Raw genomic sequence first — 17,557 nt, 5'->3', positions numbered from 1 at the left:
CCACAGGCGAACGGACGGGAGGCCGCGGTGGCCGAGGCGACGCTGACCGAGGTGACGGCCGAGCTGGCCGCGCTCGACGACCCGAAGATCCGCGCGGTGAACGAGCGGCACGGTGACGATCACGGCGTAAATCTGGGCGCGCTGCGCGCGATCGCGAAGCGGCTGAAGACGCAACACGACCTCGCGCGCGAACTCTGGGGGACGGGCGACACCGCGGCGCGGCTGCTGGCGCTGCTGATCTGCCGCCCCAAGGCGTTCGAGCGCGCCGAGCTGGACGCCATGCTGCGCGAGGCCCGCACCCCGAAGGTGCACGACTGGCTCGTGAACTACGTCGTGAAGAAGAGCCGGCACGCCGAGGAGCTGCGCGTGGCCTGGTTCGCCGACCCCGACCCCGTGGTCGCGAGCGCCGGGTGGGCGCTGACCACCGAACGCGTCCGCAAGAAGCCGGACGGCCTCGACCTCCCCGGCCTGCTCGACGTCATCGAGGCGGAGATGAAGGACGCCCCGGAACGCCTGCAGTGGGCCATGAACGAGTGCCTGGGCCACATCGGGATCGAGCACGCCGAGCACCGCGCCCGCGCGATCGGCATCGGCGAGCGCCTGGAGGTCCTCAAGGACTACCCGACCTCCCCGGGCTGCACGTCCCCCTACGCGCCCGTCTGGATCAACGCGATGGTGAGCCGCCGCTAGCGGCAACCCGCGACCCGCAACCCGCAGCGGGGCGCGATCGTTGTGCGGGCATGGCCGCCATCGCGTTCATGACGATCCCCGGGCTCGTCCTCGGGCTGCTCCTGTTCGCCGCCCTCGACCACGCGGGCCTGTGGGCGCACCGCAGGTTCCGCCTGCCGTGGCGCCGTGACGAGACCGGCCGTCCGGTGTCGTCGATCGTGGTCGGCGAGCTGGACGCGTTCTTCCACGGCACCCACCGCCACCGGCAGGACGAGCGCGCCTCGTCGCTGATGCTGCGCGACGAGGAGGGCGACGCCGCGCCCCCGCGCACCCGCGTCGACCTCGACGCCGGCACCGCGATCGTCCGGCGCCCCTGACGCCCGCCGGTCCCGCAACCGTTGGCAGTGCCAACGATTGGCTTACGGGCGAGAGGTGACGTCCGCGGCGCGCCGTCCGGGCGGGCGCCCGGGCGGTCAGCCGAGGAGGCCGCGGCGGTAGGCCTCGCCGACGGCGGCGGCGCGGTCGCGCACGCCGAGCTTGTCGTAGATGTGCAGCAGGTGGGTCTTGATGCTGGCCTCGCTGATGAACAGTTTGGCCGCGGCCTGGCGGTTGGACGCGCCGTCCGCGACCAGGGCCAGCACCTCGATCTCCCGCCCGGTGAGCGCGGCCCGGTCCGGCCGGCGCACCCGGTTCATCAGCCGGCCCGCCACGGACGGCGACAGCACCGGCTCGCCGGCGGCCGCGGCGCGGACCGCGCGCAGCAGCTCCTCGGTGGGCGCGTCCTTGAGCAGGTAGCCGGTGGCGCCCGCCTCGACGGCGGGCAGCACGTCCGCGTCGCCGTCGAAGGTCGTCAGCACCAGCGTCTTGATCTCCGGGTGGGACGAGCGCAGCGCGGTGATCGCGGCCACCCCGTCCATCTCGGGCATCCGCAGGTCCATGAGGACGACGTCGACGCGGAGCGCCGCGGCCCGCTCGACGCCCTCGCGGCCGTTGGCCGCCTCGCCGGCCACGTCGATGTCGGGTTCGGTCTCGAAGGCCGCGCGCAGCCCGCCGCGCACGATCGGGTGGTCGTCGACGATCAGCAGCCGGATCATCGCTCGTCCGGCGGCGGCCCGGCCTGCAGGGCGGGGACGGTGGCGCTGACGGCGGTGCCCTCGCCGGGCGCGCTCTCGATCTCCAGCGTGCCGCCGACGCCCTGCACCCGCTGTCTCATGCTGCTCAATCCGAATCCCTTGCCGCCGCTCCCGTCGATGCCCCTGCCGTCATCGCGGATGTCGAGCAGCGCGACGTCCCCGGCGTAGGACAGGGTGAGGCCGGCCCGGGTGGCGGCGGCGTGCTTGCCGATGTTGGCCAGCGCCTCCTGCGCGACGCGGAACAGGGCGACCTCGATGGCCGGGCTGAGCGGCACCCGGTCGCCGGTCACCTCGACGTGCAGCTCGACGCCGGACGTCCGGGACCAGTCGCGGGCCAGCGAGGACATCGCCTCGGGCAGGTGGGCGTCGTCCAGCCGCTGCGGCCGCAGCGCCTCGACGGACCTGCGGGCCTCGGCCAGGCTCTCCCGGGCGAGGGAGAGCGCCAGGTCGACGTGCTCGGCGCCGTCCGGGACGCGCTGGGCGGCGCGGAGCTGCGTGATGATCCCGGTCAGGCCCTGCGCCAGGGTGTCGTGGATCTCGCGGGCCATCCGCTGCCGTTCGTCCAGCACGCCCGCCTCCCGCGCCTGCGCGACGAGCCGGGCGTGCAGCGCGGCGTTGTCCTCCAGCGTGGCCTCGAGGTCGGTGACCGCCTTGCGGTACCGGCGCTGCCGCTCCTCGAGCCGGATGCCCAGGATGTGCCCGCCGCCGATCGTGAGGGTCTGCACCGCGACGATCACGGCGTGGAGCGCGGCGAGCTGCAGGGGGTCCTGCGACCAGTCGACCACCGGGCCGTACAGGACGACGGAGGTGGCCGCCACCGCGGCGAACGTCCATTTCGACGGCGCGAACCGGGCGGCCAGGAAGAAACCGGAGATCGTGTAGATGAGGAAGACGGGGTCGTTCAGGGAGAGCGCGGCGGCGGTGGCGAGCACCCCGGCGAAGTGGACGGCGACCGCCGCCCGCCGGTCGGGCAGCAGCGTGTGCGCGCCGATGAGCCACGCCAGCGTCAGCGCCGCGAGCGCCAGGGTGACGGGGGCTCCGCCCGCCGACCGGCCGGGCGCGGCGAGGCTCAGCGCCAGCGAGACGCCCAGCGTGAGGTACGGGACCAACTCCACGAAGCGCTCGAAACGCCGTTCCCATGTCGTCACGGCGAAGGGGTCGGTCATGGCGACGAGCCTAGACGCATCGGGATCAGGACGGCGTAGCCGTACATCAGCAGGCCGAGGGCGATCATGCAGGCGATCGTGGGCCACTGCCAGACCTCGGGCAGATGCAGGGCGAGGAACCAGACGCGGTCCTCGACACCGATGATCTTGAAGGCCATCGGCACCAGCCCCTGCGGGAACAGCGGCAGCCACGCGATGGAGTAGCAGCAGGTGACCGCGATGCGGTGCTTGAGCGGCAGGTCGGACATCGTCGGCTTGCCCTGGTCGCGCGCCGGCTCGGGCGCGGGGCCGTGCTTCATGAGGTTGAGCAGCTCCGGCCCGGACGCGGCGAGCCTGCGGTGGGCGAGCGCGCCGAGTCCCCAGACCGCGAGGGCGCCGGTCGCCAGCCCGACCGGCACGCCCGCCCACGGCCAGAACGGGACCACGGCGGCCACCGGCAGCGCCGCGGCGGGCACCGCGACCAGCATCAGCCAGACGAGCCCGGTCTCGGCGCCCTCGTCGGCGCCGGTGCTGAGCGGGTTGCCGCCGCGCTTGTGCGGGTCGGTGCCGGGGACGAGGCAGGCCACCGCGACGAGGACGATCAGTCCGGCCGCGCCGCCGAGCACGGCGGGCAGCAGCCCGAGCACCCACGGCCACGCCCAGCCCTCGCCGCTGACCGCGGTGCCGGCCAGGGTGAGCAGCACGGCGGGCGGGCCCACCACCAGCAGCCAGGCGAGTTGCCTGCCGCGGACGTCCGCGCGTTCGGCGCCCGGCGTCATGAGCGTCAGCCAGAGCGCCGTCCCGTCCGTGCCGTACATGTTGGCCGACGTGCCCGCGGCCATCACCACCGCGATCAGCCCGGTGAACGGCACCATGATCCACGAGTCGAGGGCGACGAGCAGCAGCGGGAACACCAGCGCGTAGGAGAACGCGACGCTCAGCAGCTGGATCCGCACCAGGTCCCGCCACCAGGCCCGCAGCTCCTTGGCGGCCACCGCGCGGGCGCCGCCGGCGAGGGGGAACGGGCGCGGCCGGCCGCGGCGGGCGGGCACGCCGCCGCGCGCCGCCGAGGTCACGCGCCGGGCCAGCAGCGCGGCCCAGGCCGACAGCAGCAGCGCGACCGCCGCGCCGCCGCCGGCCAGGACGGCGAGCGCCACCGGCCAGGACGACTCGACCGCGGCCACGCCCCACCCGGACGGCAGGACTTTGAGCAGGCCGTCGGCCCACGCCAGTCCGTCGCCCGCGCCGAGCGCGGCGGCGGGGGCCCACCCGTTGCCGGCCAGCGCGATCGCCGACCCCATGACGGCCCCCGCGGCCGCGGCCGTGGCGCGGGACCGGACGAACAGCGCCAGCAGCGCCACCACGACCCGGGACAGCACCACCATCACGACCAGCGTGAGCACCGCGGCGGGCAGCCCGACCAGGACGCCGAGCAACCCGAACCGGGCGCCGTGCACGGGCAGCGAGAGCAGCGCCACGAGGGTGACCGCCGGCGCGGGCCCGGCGAACGCGCCGGCCAGCAGCGCGGCGGCCTTGCGGCGCGGCGTCGCCGGGATCATGGCGAAGTACTCGGGCCGGAGCGACTCGTCGCCGCCGCCGAGCAGCACCGGGCCGAAGACCCAGCCCATCAGCCAGCAGGCCAGCGCCGCCGGCAGCAGCTCCGGCCACAGCACGGCCACCGCGATCGTGCCCGCCGCCAGCGCCAGCCCGATCAGCACGCCGCCGGCCAGCGTCGCCGCCCGGTCGCCGCGCATCGAGTGCCGCAGCACCGCCAGCCGCATCCGGATCAGGACGTGAGCCATGCCAGCCCCTCCCGTCCGGCGGTGCGGGCGCCGACCAGGTCGACGAACGCGTCTTCGAGGGACCCGGCGCCGCGCACCTCGGCCAGCGGGCCCGCCGCGGCGACCCGGCCGCCGGAGACGACGGCCACGTGGTCGCAGAGCTGCTCGACCAGGGCCATGACGTGGCTGGAGACGATCACCGCGCCGCCGCCCTCGACGAACCGGCGCAGGATCGTCCGGATCGTGGCGGCGGAGACGGGGTCGACGGCCTCGAACGGCTCGTCCAGGACCAGCAGCCGGGGCGCGTGCAGCAGCGCGACGGCCAGCCCGATCTTCTTGCGCATGCCCGTGGAGTACTCGATGACCAGCGTCCGCTCGGCCGAGTCGAGTTCGAGGACGCGCAGCAGCTCGTCCGCGCGCTCGGCCACGACGCCGGGCGGCAGGCCGCGCAGCAGGCCGAGGTAGGTGAGCACCTCGCGGCCGGTCAGCCGCTCCGGCATCGCGTTGCCGTCGGGCAGCACGCCCACCAGCGCCTTGGCCTCCACGCCCGAACGCCAGACATCGACGCCGAAGATCTCCGCGCGGCCCGCGTCCGGACGCAGCAGCCCCACGGCCATCGCCAGCGTCGTCGTCTTGCCCGCGCCGTTCGGGCCGACCAGGCCGTAGAACGATCCGGCGGGCACGGTCAGGTCGACGTCGTCGACCGCGACGTGGTCGCCGAACGCCTTGCGGAGCCCGGTGGCGGTGAGCGCGGCGGGCGGTGGTGTTTCCATGTGCCGAGCATCGCGCCGGACGCCGCGGCCCGGATCGCCCGCGCGGCGACCGCGGCGGTGGATCCCGGCATCGACCGATCGGTTGATGCCGGGACCGACGATCGGTCGCGGCTAACCGGCGACGCGGCGCCGGAGCAGGCAGAACTCGTTTCCCTCCGGATCGGCGAGGACGTACCACGGCTCCTCGCCGGTCTGGCCGACGTCGGCGTGCCGCGCGCCCGCGGCGAGGAGCCGTTCGAGTTCGGCGTCCTGGTCGCGGTCGGTGGCGTTGACGTCGAGGTGCAGCGGCAGCTTGCCCTTGCGGGGCTCGTCGCTCGGGCTGAGCACCAGCGTGGGCCGGAAGTCGCCGTCCCCGTCCGGCGGGCCGATCTCGACGGCGCCGTCCTCCCTGAGCAGCACCACGTAGCCGAGCACCTCGCACCAGAACCGGGCGAGTTCCTCCGGGTCGCGGCAGTCCAACACGAGTTCTGTGATGCGGCAGGCCATGCGCCGTGCCTATCCCAGCCGCACCGCACGCGCAACTCCCGCCCCCCGGTACACGCGACGGGTTCCGCGCGGACACGCCGCGTTGGCCGCGCGATCACACACGGTCGGCATCGTGATCGCGTTGCCGACCGAGTGAAAGGCTCCCGATGCGAAAGCTCGCGCTGCGCGCCCTCGTCCCCCTGATCGGCCTGTCCGTCGCCTTCGGCTCCGCCGGGACGGCGTCCGCCGCGCCCGCCGGCGCCGACGTCATCGCCCACCGCGGCTCGTCCGGCATCACGCCGGAGAACACGCTGACCGCCGTCCGGACCGCGATCCGCCAGAAGGCGGACTTCGTGGAGATCGACGTCCAGCGGTCCAAGGACGGCCGCCTGGTCAACTTCCACGACTGCACCCTCGAACGCACCACCGACGTCGAGGAGCGCTTCCCCGGCCGTCCGACCTACCGGGTGTCGGACTTCACCTGGCGGGAGCTGCGCACCCTCGACGCCGGGTCGTGGTTCCACGAGCGCTACGCGGGCGAGCGCATCGCCTCGGTGGGCGAGGTCGTCCGGACGGTCCGCGGCAAGACCGGGCTGCTCGCCGAGATCAGCCCGTGCGGTCACTACGACGGCCTGCCGGAGGACCTCGCCCGCGAGCTGCGCGCCACGCCCGGCTACCTCGACCGGGCCGTGGCGCGGGGCGAGCTCGGCGTCCAGTCGTTCGTGGTCGAGGACGCCAGGCGCTTCAACGAGCTGCTGCCCGAGGTGCCGATCGGCGTCCTGGACGCGGAGCGGCCGACCGACGCCGAGCTCGTCGCGCTGAGCGCGTGGGCGGACGACGTCAACCCGCAGCACACGGTGACCGACCGGGCCCTCGTCGACCGCGTCCACGCCCTCGGCATGGGCGTCAACGTGTGGACGGTCAACGAGCCCGGCCGGATGCGCGCCATGCTCGACCTGGGCGTCGACGGCGTCATCACCGACTACCCGCAGTCGCTCACCCAGCGCTGACGGCGGCCCGTCAGCGGACGTTCACGTCGATGCAGGCGTAGAAGGCGTTGGCGGTGTCGGCGATGTTCCACACCGCCAGCACCTTCTGCCGTCCGCTCACACCGCCGAGATCGACCGTGTGGGTCATGGTGGCGGCTCCCACTTGATGGGGCCGCAGTCGACGATCCCGGCCGCGCACTGCGCCTGGCGGCTCATCGGCGCGGAGACGTAGCCGTGCGCGAACGCCGACGTGGCCGGAATGACGGCGGGTCCAGTGGATAGGAGACTTTCCTATCGGTTTCCCGGGACGCTAACCCCGCCTCCCGAGGCGACCAATATCCCGGGGGGTCCCCGGCGGACGCCCGGATCGACCAGTGCAGATCGGCGACCGAACCGGCGGCGAGCCGTCCGGGAGAACGTGAACAACCGCTGACGGCCCGGACGGACCGTCGGCGACATGTGCCCGGACGGCGCTACCTGTCGAGGACCAGGTCGGCGGCGCGGGCGAGGACCTCGGCCCGGGACCGGCCCTCGTGGTCGGCGGCGAGGGAATGGTGCCCGATCGCCACGCAGAACGCGATCAGGCTGCGCGCCTCGACCTCGTCGGGATCGGCGCAGAACGTCCCGATCATCTCCCGCAGCAGGGCCATCCGCCGGTTGTCCACCCGCCGCAGCCGCGCCGCGACCGCCTCGTCGCGCCGCGCCCAGTCGCGGACCGCGAGGTCGATGGGGAGCAGCCGCTCGCCGGAGAAGGTGAGCATGCCCGCGCGCTGCGCCCTGGTCCTCGGGTCGCCGCCCTCCCGCTCGACCCGGTCGATCACCTCGTCGGTGCTCTCCCGCTCCCAGGCGTCCAGCATCGCCTCCAGCAGCGCGTCACGGTCGGCGAAGTACCCGTAGAACCCGCCCTTGGTGACGCCGAGCCGCTTGGCGAGCGCCTCCACCCGGACGGCGTCCGGCCCGCCGTCGGCCAGCGCCCGCAGACCTTCCTCCACCCACCTGTCGCGCGGTGTGCGAGCAGCGCCCACGTTGTGTCCCACCTCACCCGTCCGCTGGATATACGCAACCGTATATTCCGGTCTACCCTCGCCTTATACGTAGGCGTATATCGGGATGGTAGTCCAGAAAGGCGGGCAGCGCCCATGAGGCTTCCCCTGTCGGCGCACACCGACCAGCCGTGGCGGGTCCACGAGATCACCCGCGACTTCCGGCTCGAGGACGTGTGGTCCTTCCGCACCCCCGGCGCGGGGCCGGACGACTTCCCGGCGATGCTGGAGGCGATGCGGACGCGCGGCGGGTTCGCCGAGCAGGCGCCCGTCGTCAAGTTCCTGTTCGCGGTGCGCTGGAAGCTCGGCGCCCTGTTCGGCTGGGACGCGCCCGAGGACGGCATCGGCAAGCGGGTCCGCTCGCTGCGCGACCGCCTGCCGGGCGACCTCCGCGACACCGTGGACGCCTCCGCCGCCGGCGACAGCCCGTTCGACCCCGTGTACCGGCTCGGCGACGAAGCCGTCAACGAACTCGCGAACAAGACCGTCCACACCCTCATGCACCTGGGATGGGTGCCGACCGCACGCGGCGAGCACGAACTGCGGATGGCCGTCCTGGTCAAGCCCAACGGCCGGTTCGGGCGGTTCTACATGGCGCTCATCGCGCCGTTCCGCCACCTGATCGTCTACCCGGCCCTGACCCGCCAGTGGGAACGCGCCTGGCGGAACCGGACGGCCGGCGCCCCGCCCGCCGTCACCGCCGAGGTCGGCGCCCGCGAGGTCCCCGAGCCCGTCCGCGCCCTGAGCAACCTGCCCGCGATCGACTACGTCGACCGCTTCACCGTCGCCACGGACACGGACGCGACCCCGGAGCAGTGGGCCCGCGCGATGTTCGGCGACGTCCCCACCCCCGGCGAACGGCTGATCTGGCAGGGCATCCTCGGCCTGCGGCTCAGCCGAGGGCCGTCACCGGACACCGTCGCCGGATGGCGCATCGCCGACCGGGGAGAAGGCTGGATCCTGCTCGAGGCCGCCTCCGGGTTCCTGAGCGGCAACCTCCTCGTCCAGACGACCGGCGAACGGACGTCGCTCAGCACCTTCCTGCACTACGACCGCCCCCTCGGCCGGGCGCTCTGGCCCCCGCTGTCCGCCGTCCACCGCACCCTGGCCCCCCGCCTCCTCCGCGAGGCGGCGACGAAGGTCAACGCTGCTTGAGCTCGTCCACGAGCGAGCGGAAGGCCCCCCGACCGAGGACGAACATGGGCCCGTCCGGGTCCTTGGAGTCCCGCAGCGCGACGCCACCCGCCATGGCGGCCAACTCCACGCACTCGTGGCCTTGGTCGTTGCTCTGCTCAGCCTTACGCCACTGGCCAGGGCCGACCCGCGCGACCTCGACGCAAGCACCGCCGTGATCGTTGCTGTAGTGGGACACGCGCCACTGTTCAGGGGAGATGCGTGCGACTTCGACGCATGACCCGCCTTGGTCGTTGCTCTGGCTGGCCTTGCGCCAGTGGCCTGGGCGGACGCGCGCGACCTCCACGCACTCGCCGCCTTTGTCGTTGCTTCGGGTGGCTTTGCGCCAGGTGATGGGGTCCATGCTGGCCCGTCCTCGCGAGTTGCCGACGATGAGTTGAGCGTAAGCGGGACACGGGGAGCGGGCTAGAGCCCCGGCCGGGTGCGGCCGGGGCGAGTGCTCAGTGCTGCTTGAGGTCGTTCACGAGCGCACGGAAGGCGTGCTGGTCGAGGACCAGCTTGGGCCCGTCCGGGTCCTTGGAGTCCCGCACACCGACACTGCCATCCAAGCTGGCCAGTTCCACACAAGCCCCACCGTGCTCGTTGCTTCGTCTGGCTTTGCGCCAGTTCACAGTGTCCATCGCGTTATCGCCTTCCGTATGAACTCAAGGGAGTCGCTGACGCTCAGTGCGCGAGCCTGCATCTCCGCGAATGCGCTGACGAGGTGCAAGATATCTCCTGAATCGTCCGACGTGATGCCCCCGGCGGAGGTCTCCAGGTAGACGAGCTCCTCTCCAGTGGGTTGCGTCGCGATGTTGAAGGACCCGGAGATGCCCTTGTAGTGCGCTACGGGAGCGACTTGCAGGGTGACGTTCTCCCAGTGAGATGCTTCGAAGAGGTGTTCGCATTGGTTGCGCATCACCTCAGGCGTCCCGACCTCACGTGCGAGGACGGTCTCACTCAGGACCACCACGATCTTGGGGGGTGGTTCGAACTTAAGTATCTGTTGCCTCTTGAGGCGAGCCTCAAGATCAGCTTCGTTGGGCAAGAGAACTCGAGCGTAATCGACCGTTTGAAACAAGCCGTCCACGAACGTCTCCCCATAGCTGCGCAGCAGTGCAGCTGAGGCTTCGGCGCGAGAGAAGTCCACGAACCAACGGGGGTACTTGGCCTTTTGCATGAGTTCGTCCCACGCATCGGTAAGCGTTCGGCCGGTGCCGAGGGCTGTATCGAGGCGCTCCGCGAAGTCGCGGCGGCAGCGTGTGTTGCCGCTCTCGACCTGGGAGATGTACGACCGGGTGACCGTGGCCAGGTCGGCCAGTGCTGCACGGGTTATGCCGGCCTCCTCGCGCAGACGAGCGACTTCGCCGCCGAAGGATTTGAGGGCAGGGGAAGACTTACGAGCGGCCACAGTGAACCTCCAGTTAAGCGATGTGTAGCGCCAGTAATTAATCGGAGTGCGTCGCTTCGCTTACCTAGTAACACTACGCCTCGGAGTGGAGTCTGTGCGGTGAGTCACGAAAATTCGGAGGTGGTCACCGTGGGGATTCCGGCGTCGATCGTCGTGCCGGCGGACGTGGGGCGGTGAAGACCGCTCGCGACTGGGTGGGGGACACGCTCGGGACGTGGGGGCGGGACGCGTACATCGCGAAGGTCGTCGTGTCGGAGCTGGTCACGAACGTCGTCCGGCACACGGGCAGCGCGACCGCGACCGTCCGGGTCATGCTCGCGGACCGGGGGACCGTCGTGGAGGTGCTCGACGGGTGCGACGCGATGCCGGAGGTGCGGGACGTCGACGTCCTGAGCGAGGACGGGCGGGGCCTGGCGATGCTCGGGGCGCTCGTCAAGGACTGGGGCGCGCAGCCGGTCGCGGGCGGCGGCAAGGTCGTGTGGGCGCTGCTGCCCGAGGAGGACGGGTGACCGACGTCATCCCCGTCCTGCACCGGGCGTTCCCGGCGTGGGGTTTCTCGGTGCGGGACGGGGAGTGGCGTGCGTCCGGGCGGGTGTTCGTCGCGGCGACGTCGCTCGAACTGCTCCTCGCCTGGATCACGGTGATCGAGGTCCCACCGGGCTCCGAAGCCGCTGCGGAACTCCCCGGCATGATGAATGATCTTTCGGGACTTTCCGCCCACGTCCGGTGCCGTCGCCCTTGAGGAGCGCTCCATGGAGCCCACGTTCGCCGATTTCTCCAGCGATCCCGCGCTGCTGGCCAATGCCGAGGTGAAGTACCGCTCCTGCCACTTCGGCGGAAGCCACCTCAAGCTCGCCGCCGGCGGGTCCGTGAGGTTCGCGTTCACGGTGGAGGAGGGCGAGGAGATCCTGGAGGCGACGCTCAAGGTGACCGCGCTGGTCTCCAAGATGGGGCCGTCGCCGGGGTACGCGCCGATGAGCATCCTCGTCAACGGGGAACCGCTGGTGGCGCACCTGACGATCCCCGGCGGCGGGGACCTGCCGCAGACCTGCGTGTTCGCCGTTCCGGGACGGTGGCTGCGGCCGGGACGGAACCGGGTGCAGGTGCGCAGCGGCGTCGACGCCCGCACGATGCTGTGGCTGTACCGGATCACCGTCGACTCCGTCTATGAGCGGGACCGGTCGGAGCGGGCGCTGGGCGCGGCGGCCGCGCGGCGTTCGGTGTTCGCCTACGCCACCGAGCAGCGCGCGCACGACCCCGCGTCGGGGCCGCATGGCTGGGAACCGTCGGGACGGCTGCTCGTCCACATCGACCGCGGCGAGGAGGCGCTGCCGGCGCAGGTCTCGTGGCGCGGTGCGGACGGGGCGGAGGCGGCGGTGAGCTTCCAGTCGGCCATGGGCGACTTCCACGGCTACCGCCGCGACCCGCGCGGCGGGCTGGCCGAGTACCGGGGCCGCCTCGCGGACCGGTGGGCGTACCCGGAGGGCATCGAGGGCGCCGCGCTGCACCGTTTCCGCACCGAGGAGGGCTGGGGAGGCCGCTGGCACACCTCCGGCGAGCTGCGGCTGCTCGTGGCGGACGGCGGCGCGCCGGTGGAGCGGATCACCTGGCGCGACCAGCGGGAGAACTCCGGTTCCGTCGCGTTCGAGCCGGGCGCCGCGGGCTTCCTCGGCTACTACCAGCGCGTCAACGAGGGCCCCATCGGCTACCGGGGCGTCGCCGTGCAGGACGGCGACCCCGCGCGCTGAACGACGGGCGGGCGGCTGTCGGTCCGTTCCCCTACCGTGGGGCAGCATGGACGATCTTCCCCCCGCCGTTCCGCGCGTGCTCGTCGAGCCGCCCTGGACGCGCGACCGTGCGTCCGCCCCGGTCGTCGTCACCGGTCTGACGCCTCCCGGGCCCGGTCCGCTCAGGTGGGAGGACGACGAGCAGGAAGCATGGCTCCAGCGGGCCTGGTTGACGGTGTTCGTGAAGCGCCCGGACGATCATCCGTTCTGGGACGAGGCTCGGGAGCGCTTCCTGTCGGGCGAGACGCGCTTCGTTCAGCAGGCGAACACCCTGGTGATCGGCCCCGAACGGGCGTTCGGCGACCTTCTCCCGCTGTTCCTGGAACGCGCCGAGGAGCCGTCGCGGAACGGCGGCGCCAAGCTGGACGAACTCGACGAGTTCGAGCTGATGCCGCTCGTCGCCCGGTACGGCGCGCGGGTGCGCGACCTGGCGGTCCGCGCGGCGCAGCGGCGGCCCGCCGACCTCGGCGCGGTGCTGCGGCCCTACCTCGACGTCGAGGTGGCGCGGCTGATGGCGGACTGGCTCGTCCGGCTCAAGTGGTCGGGCGAGACCGCGCGCGGGTGGCTGCGGCGGCACGGGACGGACGCCGTCCCGTTCCTCGTGCCCGACGCGCTCGGCGCGCGCCGGGCGGCGCGGGACCGGGCCGCCGCCGGGCTGCGGGTGGTCGCGGAGGAGCACGGCCGGGACGCGGTCGTCGCGGCGGCGCGCGTCCACGGCGAGCGGGCCGCCGACGCGGTGGCGGACCTGGTGGACGCGGGGGCGCCCGCCGTGCCGGTCAAGGAGCCGCGCATCCCGCGATGGCTGGACGTCGCGTCCCTTCCCCGCCCGGCGACCGCCTCCGGGCCCCTGGACGACGCCGCGTTCGGCAACCTCGTGAAGCTGCTGATGCTCCCGGAGCCCGAGCTGGACGACGTCCGGACGGCGTGCACGAGGCTCCCGGACCTTGCGTGGGCGGTCTTCGAGGCGTGGCGCGCGGCGGGCGAGCCGAACGGGAACGCGTGGGCGCTGGCCCGGCTCGGCGACCTCGGGGACGACGGGACGGTGCGGCGGGCGGCGCCGCTCGTCCGGGAGTGGATCGCGGCGCGCAAGCACGCCAAGGCCGGCCGGATGGTGGAGGACGTCCTCGCGCGGATCGGCACCGACGCCGCGCTGGAGCAGCTGAACCTCATGACCCGCCGGTCGTTCCCCGGCGGGGCCCGCGAGGACGCGCGGCTCGCGCTGCTGGACGCGGCGCGGCGGCGCGGCCTCACCGAGGAGCGGCTCGCCGACCGGCTCGTCCCCGACCTCGGCCTCGGCACGGACGGGACGCTGACCCTCGACTACGGCCCCCGCCGGTTCACGGTCGGTTTCGACGAGGGGCTCAAGCCGTACGTGACGGACGGGAGCGGGAAGCCGCGCAAGACGCTCCCCAAGCCGGGCGCGAAGGACGATCCCGAGCTGGCGCCCGCCGCGCACCGGCGGTTCGCCGCGCTGAAGAAGGACGCCCGCACGGTCGCCGCCGACCAGATCGTCCGGCTGGAGACGGCGATGGTGACCGGCCGCCGCTGGACGGCTGCCGAGTTCCGGACGTTCGTGGTGGGGCACCCGCTGATGCGGCACCTCGCGGCGCGGCTGGTCTGGACGGCCGGGGAGGACGCGTTCCGCGTCGCCGAGGACGGCACGTTCGCGACCGTCCGGGACGGGACGTACGCGCTCCCGGCGGACGCGTCGATCGGCATCGCGCACCCGCTGCGCCTCGACGTCCCGGCGTGGTCGGAGGTGTTCGCCGACTACGGCATCCTGCAGCCGTTCCCGCAGCTCGGACGTCCGGTGGCGGTACTGGACGAGCGGGAGCGCGCGGCGCGGCGGCTGGTCCGGTTCGAGGGCCGCACGACGGGGTTCGGGCCGGTGCTCCGGCTGGCGCGGAAGGACTGGGAGCGGTCGTCCCCGCTGGAGAGCGGGGTCGAGCCGGGGATCTTCCGGACGGTCGGGGAGAAGGCGCACCTCGCCGTGGAACTCGACCCGGGCATCGCGGCGGGCGAGCCGGAACGCTTCCCCGAGCAGCGGATCCGGCGCGTGCAGGTCGTCACCGACCTCGACGCCTGGTGGTGGCGGGCGCCCGACGTCGAGGACCCGGCGGCGCCGCGCCTCGGCGACCTCGACCCGGTGATCGTCTCGGAGGTGCTGGTCGACCTCGCGACGCTGGAGTAGCCCGCGGGCGGCGGCGAACTTTCCCGCCGCGGCCCGCGTCGCACTGGTGCAGGTTCACGACGAGCCCCTCGGGAGCGGCCCGTGTCGCGGTGGCAGGTGTCCGGATTCGAGGAGGTCCGCGAGCTGGGACGCGGCGGGCAGGGACGGGTCGTGCTGGCGCGGCACGCGGAACGCGGCACCCCCGTCGCGATCAAGTACCTGCCCGCCGGTGCCGACCCGGACGCGCGGGAGCGGTTCCGGCACGAGGCGCGGATGCTCGGACGGGTCGACGACCCGCACGTGGCGCGGCTGTACCGGCTGGTCGAGCACGGCGACGAACTCGCCATCGTGATGGAGGCGGTGAACGGGGTCTCGTTCAAGGAGATCCTCGAACGGTACGGGCGGCTCGAGCCCGAGGCGGCCCTCGCCGTCCTGAAGGGGTCGCTGCGCGGGCTCGCCGCGGCGCACGCCGTCGGGGTGGTGCACCGCGACTACAAGCCCGCGAACGTGATCGTCCCCGCCGACGGGCGCAGCAGGCTCATCGACTTCGGCGTCGCCGGGGCCGCGGGCACCGTGTCCGGCGCGGGCACGCCGCTCTACATGGCGCCCGAGCAGTGGCGCGGCGAGCCCGCGACGGCCGCGACCGACGTCTACGCCGCGACCTGCGTGTTCTTCGAGAGCCTCACCGGCCGCCGCCCGTACGGGCCGGGGGACCGCGCGACGATCATGGCCGGGCACCTGTCCGGGGACGTCCCGGTGGAGGACGTGCCCGCGCCGCTGCGCCCGCTCGTCCGCGCGGGCATGGCGAAGGACCCGGCGGAGCGTCCGGCGGGCGCCGCGGAGTTCGTCGAGCGGCTGGACGAACTGGCGCGCGCCGCCTACGGGCCCGGCTGGGAGTCGGCGGGGGTGCGCGCCCTCGCGGGCGCCGCCGTGGCGTTCGCCGCGCTGTTCCCGCTCGCCGCCGGGCTCGTCCCGGCCGGGGCGGGCGCGGCGGGCGCGGCGGCGGGGGCGGGAGCGGGGGCGGGGGCGGGCGGCCTGCTCGCCGCGGTCGGCACCAAGACCGCCGCCGCCGTCGCGGGCGCGGCCGTCGTCGGCGTGACCGCCGGGGGCGTCGCCGTCTCCCGGACGTCCGGACCGGAGGCGGCGCGCGACACCGCCGCGGTGCGGAGCGGCCCCACCGCACGGGCGACCCCGGCGGGCGTGCCGCTGCGGATCGGGAAGTTCACGATCCGCGCCCCCGCGGCGTGGAAGGCCTTCGAGCTCCCCTACTTCCGCGGGGGGATCGAAACCCCTCCGCCGGGCGCTTCGAGCGACGGGCACTACGTGAGCACGTTGAAGAACTGCGGCCGGGAGAGCCCGGTCGAGGCGTCGCTGTTCCCCAGCCAGACCTGGTGCCCCGGCTTCCACGTGCTGGGGCCGAGCTTCCTGGAGGACCCCGGCGCGTACGTCGCCGACGCGTACCGGACGTCCGACACCTTCGCCTCGCTGTTCGGCATGGACGAGGGGAAGAACTGCCCCGGCCACGAGGAACTCCGGGCGGTCGACGTCGCCCGGGGCGCCCGGCTGACCGTGAACCGGCTCGCGCCCATCGGCGACCGCCGCGCCGAGTACCGCGAATGGCTCGTGCCCTGCTACACGCGGGAGGTCACGGCCGGCGACAGGGACGGCTACGGCCCGACCCGCAGGACCGGCGTCACCTACACCGAGCGCATCTGGTACCTGCCCCGCACGAAGATCCTCGTCGTGGACGTCTGGAACACGCCGAACCTCGGGAAGATCCTCGCGGCCGCCGAATGGCGCTAGCCCCGGCCGCCCGCACGGGTCACACGACGTCGAAGACGTTCTTCTGGACGCCGTTGGAGTAGACCTCGTGCTCGACGAGCCGGAGCTTCTGCGCGTCCTTGTCGGCGTCGCTGAACAGGCGCTTCCCGGCGCCGAGCAGCAGCGGGAACACCAGCAGGTGGTAGCGGTCGATCAGCCCGGCGTCGGCGAGGCTCCGGTTCAGCCGCGCGCTGCCGTGGACGATGATCGGCCCGCCGTCGGTCTCCTTCAGCTCCGCCACGTCGTCGAGGGACCGCAGGATCGTGATGTCGCCCCAGTTGCCGACGAGGGCGTCCTCGGCGAGCGTCGTGGACACGACGTACTTCGGCATGGCGTTGTAGCGGGGGAACTCCGCGGTCATCGACGGCCAGACGGCGGAGAACGCCTCATAGCTGACGCGCCCCAGCATCATCGCGGCCGCCTCCTCCTGCTCGCGGGCCTTGAGCTCGTAGGCGTCCTCGACGAAGTCGACGTCCTTCACCGTCCAGCCGGAGTTGCGGTAGCCGGGCTCGCCGCCGGGGGCCTCCATGACCCCGTCGAGCGAGACGAACGCGGTGCTGATCAGGGTGCGCATGGGGACTCCCGTAACGTGTGCCGTCGGTCACCCCATCGGTGCCCGATGGGCAAGGGCTACCAACCTCCACCGACAATTTCGGCGGTGCGGTTCATCCGCCGTTCACCGTCGCGGGCGGCGGGGACGGCGCGCCCTCTGGACCACGAGATCTGACGGCGCCTGGCCCGTCCCGTCGAGGACGGCCGGGCGCGCGGTCAGCCGGACGCCGCCTCCCGCTCGGTGACGAGCTCCAGCAGGAGCATCCGCGGCGGCGGGTTCCCCCGGACGGTGTCGGACAGGTGCAGGGTGCCGTCGGCCGCGGCGGCCTTGAGCCGGTCCATGGCGGCCCCGGGATCGCCCTCGATCTCGTACTGCGCGATGTACGGGCCGCCGTCGCCGGCGGGCACGAAGCGGCGCGCGGCGACGAAGCCCTCGATCGTCAGCATCTCGGGGATGTGCACCTCGTCGTACCAGCGGTCGTACTCGGCCGCGACGTCCGGGCTCGGCCCCGCGGACTCCACGTGCAGGATCGTCCTCTTCGGCATGCGCGTTCTCCGATCGCGGCCCCGGCGCGGACGCCGGGCGGGCGGTGCGGCGCCCCCCACCCCCCCCAGCCCGGCGGCGGCGCCCCCGAGGCCGGCGAC

The 17,557-nt window shown here is 73.4% G+C and carries 20 protein-coding genes and 1 pseudogene; 9 read left to right on the top strand and 12 right to left on the bottom strand.

Going from position 1 to position 17,557, the window contains the following annotated elements; all coding sequences use genetic code 11:
• Window positions 1–27: 27 nt before the first annotated feature.
• Complete coding sequence (locus AB0L25_RS19225) at window positions 28–690, top strand: DNA alkylation repair protein (protein ID WP_500173871.1); 663 nt, start codon at window positions 28–30, stop codon at window positions 688–690.
• A gap of 50 nt (window positions 691–740) precedes the next feature.
• Window positions 741–1,046: a DUF6191 domain-containing protein gene (locus AB0L25_RS19220; protein WP_500173870.1), complete on the top strand. Its 306-nt coding sequence runs from the start codon at window positions 741–743 to the stop codon at window positions 1,044–1,046.
• 96 nt (window positions 1,047–1,142) lie between these two features.
• Here the strand turns inward: AB0L25_RS19220 and AB0L25_RS19215 are convergent, their stop codons facing one another.
• The 5 genes from AB0L25_RS19215 to AB0L25_RS19195 all read right to left on the bottom strand — a co-directional run bounded on the left by AB0L25_RS19215 (window position 1,143) and on the right by AB0L25_RS19195 (window position 5,987).
• Window positions 1,143–1,763 (bottom strand): response regulator, encoded by a 621-nt coding sequence (locus tag AB0L25_RS19215; protein WP_500173868.1) that lies wholly within the window; start codon window positions 1,761–1,763, stop codon window positions 1,143–1,145.
• Window positions 1,760–2,968: a sensor histidine kinase gene (locus tag AB0L25_RS19210; RefSeq protein WP_500173866.1), complete on the bottom strand. Its 1,209-nt coding sequence runs from the start codon at window positions 2,966–2,968 to the stop codon at window positions 1,760–1,762. The genes AB0L25_RS19215 and AB0L25_RS19210 overlap by 4 nt, the downstream gene beginning before the upstream one ends.
• On the bottom strand, window positions 2,965–4,749 hold the full coding sequence (locus tag AB0L25_RS19205; protein ID WP_500173864.1) for a hypothetical protein: 1,785 nt from the start codon (window positions 4,747–4,749) through the stop codon (window positions 2,965–2,967). The genes AB0L25_RS19210 and AB0L25_RS19205 overlap by 4 nt, the downstream gene beginning before the upstream one ends.
• Window positions 4,734–5,501, bottom strand: coding sequence for an ABC transporter ATP-binding protein (locus AB0L25_RS19200; protein WP_500173862.1), 768 nt, complete (start codon window positions 5,499–5,501; stop codon window positions 4,734–4,736). Before AB0L25_RS19200 ends, AB0L25_RS19205 begins: the two co-directional genes overlap by 16 nt.
• A gap of 111 nt (window positions 5,502–5,612) precedes the next feature.
• A complete protein-coding gene (locus AB0L25_RS19195; protein WP_500173860.1) occupies window positions 5,613–5,987 on the bottom strand; it encodes a VOC family protein in 375 nt (124 codons plus the stop codon).
• Window positions 5,988–6,133: 146 nt separating this feature from the next.
• Here AB0L25_RS19195 and AB0L25_RS19190 point away from each other — a divergent pair, with 146 nt between their 5' ends.
• Window positions 6,134–6,976: a glycerophosphodiester phosphodiesterase gene (locus tag AB0L25_RS19190; RefSeq protein WP_500173858.1), complete on the top strand. Its 843-nt coding sequence runs from the start codon at window positions 6,134–6,136 to the stop codon at window positions 6,974–6,976.
• 10 nt (window positions 6,977–6,986) lie between these two features.
• On the opposite strand, the pseudogene AB0L25_RS19185 reads toward AB0L25_RS19190, so the two are convergent.
• Both AB0L25_RS19185 and AB0L25_RS19180 read right to left on the bottom strand, forming a co-directional pair.
• A pseudogene (locus tag AB0L25_RS19185) lies at window positions 6,987–7,216 on the bottom strand (lytic polysaccharide monooxygenase).
• Between the two features lie 212 nt (window positions 7,217–7,428).
• Window positions 7,429–7,980, bottom strand: coding sequence for a TetR/AcrR family transcriptional regulator (locus AB0L25_RS19180; protein ID WP_500173855.1), 552 nt, complete (start codon window positions 7,978–7,980; stop codon window positions 7,429–7,431).
• 114 nt (window positions 7,981–8,094) lie between these two features.
• Here AB0L25_RS19180 and AB0L25_RS19175 point away from each other — a divergent pair, with 114 nt between their 5' ends.
• Window positions 8,095–9,153: a DUF2867 domain-containing protein gene (locus tag AB0L25_RS19175; protein ID WP_500173853.1), complete on the top strand. Its 1,059-nt coding sequence runs from the start codon at window positions 8,095–8,097 to the stop codon at window positions 9,151–9,153.
• Here AB0L25_RS19175 and AB0L25_RS19170 read toward each other — a convergent pair.
• From AB0L25_RS19170 to AB0L25_RS19160, 3 genes are all read right to left on the bottom strand, one after another.
• On the bottom strand, window positions 9,140–9,535 hold the full coding sequence (locus tag AB0L25_RS19170) for a DUF397 domain-containing protein (RefSeq protein WP_500173851.1): 396 nt from the start codon (window positions 9,533–9,535) through the stop codon (window positions 9,140–9,142). The two genes, AB0L25_RS19175 and AB0L25_RS19170, sit on opposite strands and share 14 nt — an antisense overlap.
• Before the next feature lie 97 nt (window positions 9,536–9,632).
• Window positions 9,633–9,812, bottom strand: a complete 180-nt coding sequence (locus AB0L25_RS19165) for a DUF397 domain-containing protein (RefSeq protein WP_500173849.1) — start codon at window positions 9,810–9,812, stop codon at window positions 9,633–9,635.
• The gene (locus tag AB0L25_RS19160) at window positions 9,800–10,582 is read right to left on the bottom strand and encodes a helix-turn-helix domain-containing protein (RefSeq protein WP_500173847.1); all 783 of its coding nucleotides are present in this window, start codon (window positions 10,580–10,582) and stop codon (window positions 9,800–9,802) included. Before AB0L25_RS19160 ends, AB0L25_RS19165 begins: the two co-directional genes overlap by 13 nt.
• A gap of 173 nt (window positions 10,583–10,755) precedes the next feature.
• Here AB0L25_RS19160 and AB0L25_RS19155 point away from each other — a divergent pair, with 173 nt between their 5' ends.
• The 5 genes from AB0L25_RS19155 to AB0L25_RS19135 all read left to right on the top strand — a co-directional run bounded on the left by AB0L25_RS19155 (window position 10,756) and on the right by AB0L25_RS19135 (window position 16,342).
• Window positions 10,756–11,091, top strand: coding sequence for an ATP-binding protein (locus AB0L25_RS19155; RefSeq protein WP_500173845.1), 336 nt, complete (start codon window positions 10,756–10,758; stop codon window positions 11,089–11,091).
• On the top strand, window positions 11,088–11,324 hold the full coding sequence (locus AB0L25_RS19150; protein WP_500173843.1) for a hypothetical protein: 237 nt from the start codon (window positions 11,088–11,090) through the stop codon (window positions 11,322–11,324). Before AB0L25_RS19155 ends, AB0L25_RS19150 begins: the two co-directional genes overlap by 4 nt.
• Window positions 11,325–11,334: 10 nt before the next feature.
• Window positions 11,335–12,330 (top strand): hypothetical protein, encoded by a 996-nt coding sequence (locus AB0L25_RS19145; protein ID WP_500173842.1) that lies wholly within the window; start codon window positions 11,335–11,337, stop codon window positions 12,328–12,330.
• A gap of 46 nt (window positions 12,331–12,376) precedes the next feature.
• On the top strand, window positions 12,377–14,560 hold the full coding sequence (locus tag AB0L25_RS19140; RefSeq protein ID WP_500173840.1) for a DUF4132 domain-containing protein: 2,184 nt from the start codon (window positions 12,377–12,379) through the stop codon (window positions 14,558–14,560).
• 81 nt (window positions 14,561–14,641) lie between these two features.
• Complete coding sequence (locus AB0L25_RS19135; protein ID WP_500173839.1) at window positions 14,642–16,342, top strand: serine/threonine-protein kinase; 1,701 nt, start codon at window positions 14,642–14,644, stop codon at window positions 16,340–16,342.
• A 19-nt stretch (window positions 16,343–16,361) separates the two neighbouring features.
• On the opposite strand, the gene AB0L25_RS19130 is transcribed toward AB0L25_RS19135, so the two are convergent.
• Window positions 16,362–16,934, bottom strand: coding sequence for a dihydrofolate reductase family protein (locus tag AB0L25_RS19130; protein ID WP_500173837.1), 573 nt, complete (start codon window positions 16,932–16,934; stop codon window positions 16,362–16,364).
• Between the two features lie 194 nt (window positions 16,935–17,128).
• A complete protein-coding gene (locus AB0L25_RS19125; protein ID WP_500173835.1) occupies window positions 17,129–17,458 on the bottom strand; it encodes a hypothetical protein in 330 nt (109 codons plus the stop codon).
• Window positions 17,459–17,557 lie beyond the last annotated feature (99 nt).

This window comes from Spirillospora sp. NPDC052242 (assembly GCF_040679555.1).
In the GTDB taxonomy this organism is placed as follows: Bacteria; Actinomycetota; Actinomycetes; order Streptosporangiales; family Streptosporangiaceae; genus Spirillospora.
This window is presented reverse-complemented; position numbering and strand designations above follow the sequence as displayed.